Origin of the sequence: Olsenella sp. CU969 (assembly GCF_905219715.1) — a bacterium.
GTDB lineage: Bacteria > Actinomycetota > Coriobacteriia > Coriobacteriales > Atopobiaceae > Granulimonas > Granulimonas faecalis.
The window spans coordinates 1-1,845 of sequence record NZ_CAJMXC010000141.1 but is presented as its reverse complement, the minus strand read 5'-3'; the positions used below and the strand labels follow the sequence as shown (position 1 = coordinate 1,845).

At 71.5% G+C, this 1,845-nt stretch carries 2 protein-coding genes; one reads left to right on the top strand and one right to left on the bottom strand.

Annotation, left to right across the window (positions count from 1 at the left end; genetic code table 11):
• The coding region (locus JX283_RS08230; RefSeq protein ID WP_204830142.1) for a hypothetical protein at positions 1-412 on the top strand (412 nt) is incomplete at its 5' end.
• On the opposite strand, the gene JX283_RS08225 is transcribed toward JX283_RS08230, so the two are convergent.
• Positions 403-864 carry a MarR family winged helix-turn-helix transcriptional regulator gene (locus tag JX283_RS08225; RefSeq protein WP_204830141.1) on the bottom strand — a complete coding sequence of 154 codons (462 nt, stop codon included), beginning with the start codon at positions 862-864 and terminating at the stop codon, positions 403-405. The two genes, JX283_RS08230 and JX283_RS08225, sit on opposite strands and share 10 nt — an antisense overlap.
• Positions 865-1,845 lie beyond the last annotated feature (981 nt).

The window sequence follows — 1,845 nt, the reverse complement described above, 5'->3', positions numbered from 1 at the left end:
GTGGTGCGCCTTCCTCAGGGCCAACGGCTGGCGCGCCCTGGAGGGCGGGTTCGACGGTCTGGAGCGCACCATGGCGTTCGTGGGCCGCTCACCCCGACCCGGCAAGCCCCTCCCCCACGAGTCCATGCGCCTCATGCGCCACTACTACCTCGTGGACGACCCCGCCACCTACCGTGACCACGGTGCCGACTGCGCAGACGACCCGGCCGCCTGCGACCGCATGGTGGTGGCCGAGTGCCTGCGGATCCTCAGCCACGGCTACGTGGCCCCCAAGGTGGGGCTCCCCAGGGGCGGCGCCCCGGCCGACGGTGGGGCGGCACGGGAAAGGTCCGCCGCCCCCGGGGGAAGGGAGGACGGCGGACCCGGGAAGGCCGGTTCCGGCGGTGGGAACGCGACGGGCGCTCAGTCGTAGGCCACGTTGCGGATCATCGCGGCCATGGTGCGGGCGCTCACCAAGAGGTCGCTCTCCTGCACGCCGTCGAGCAGCGAGCAGATCATGCAGCTCTCGGCCTCGGCGTAGCGGGGCGCCTCGCNACGGGCCTTGCGGGTGGCCTCCACGCGGAGGGCCCGGTTGTCGATGTGGGACGGTTGGAGGGTCACGTAGCCCGCACGCTCGAGGCCCGACACGAGCTTCTTCACGTTCTGGCGCGAGTACCCCATGTACAAGGTGATGTCCGAGAGCGATATCTCGGGCGACCGCGCGGCGAGGACGACCTTGAGGGCCTCCCACTGACGGAACGTGATGTCGGAGGCCTCCGTCTCGAAAAGGGCGGGTATTCTCGTGGTGAGAAGCCGTGTGCCCTCGATGATCAGGCGGGCGGCATGCTCCTGCTCCTCCTGCAGCTCGACGCTCTCCCTCTCCATGGGTACCCCCTGTCCTCCCCGACCGACACGTCCTGCCCCGCAGCCACGGCGGGCATTTCACACCGGCTTATACAACGTGCTTAGTCGATATGTTAGCGGGTGGGACCTTCCCGCTGCAAGTCATTTCTGAATGCAATCCAAAATATGGGTGAATATAGGTGAACGGCAACTTGTCGGCGCCCACCGGCCGAAAGACCTCAGAGGGCCCGCCGGGCGCGCACCTCGGAGCACGAGAGGCGGGAGAGCGCGGCCGTCAGGCGGGCGAGGGTGGCAGCGTCCCCAGGGGCGTGAGACGCGGCCAGGCGCCCCGGCCATCCGCTCCCCTCGACGAGGGTGCGGACCGCGGCATCGAGGGGCATCGTCGCCGCAGCCGAGACGGCGCCCCCCAGCACGGCGAGGGCGTGGGCGAGCCGGGACGACGGGGGCGCCGCGAGACCGGCCTCGCCAGCCAGCACGCCGCGGTCGAGGCGCCGGTGCGAGNGGCGCCCGGTCTGCGGGTCGCAGCCCGTGGCCAAGAGCAGGAGATCGCCGGCGGAGAGGGAGAAGAGGGGGCCCACGAGGAGCGGGGCGAGCCCCCGGGCCGTGTCGCCGGGCTGCGAGAGGAACGTTGCGGCTGCAGAGACCTGAAACTCCGGGGAGAGGGCAGCGTCGTCCACGGGCGCGCCATCCGGGGAGCGGCGCCTGGGACAGCCCGGCGCGGGACAGAAGGCGCAGGCGCGGGCGTCCACGGGGGCGGGGGCGAGCCGACCGGCGAGGATGGACCCCACGGACGCGGCCACGTCGTCGGCCACGGTGTGAAGCACGGCTGAAAATGCATCCGGTTGCATATCGTTCACAAAAGGTAGCATGACCGTGGAGCCGAGGCCCTCGGCCGTCCCCGCACCGGCCGGCTCCCACGGCGCCACGGTCCCCTCGTAGAGGGCCGATCCGGGGCGCAGCCGGGGGTCCACGCCGTCGACCATGAGGGCGTAGAGGTAGGCC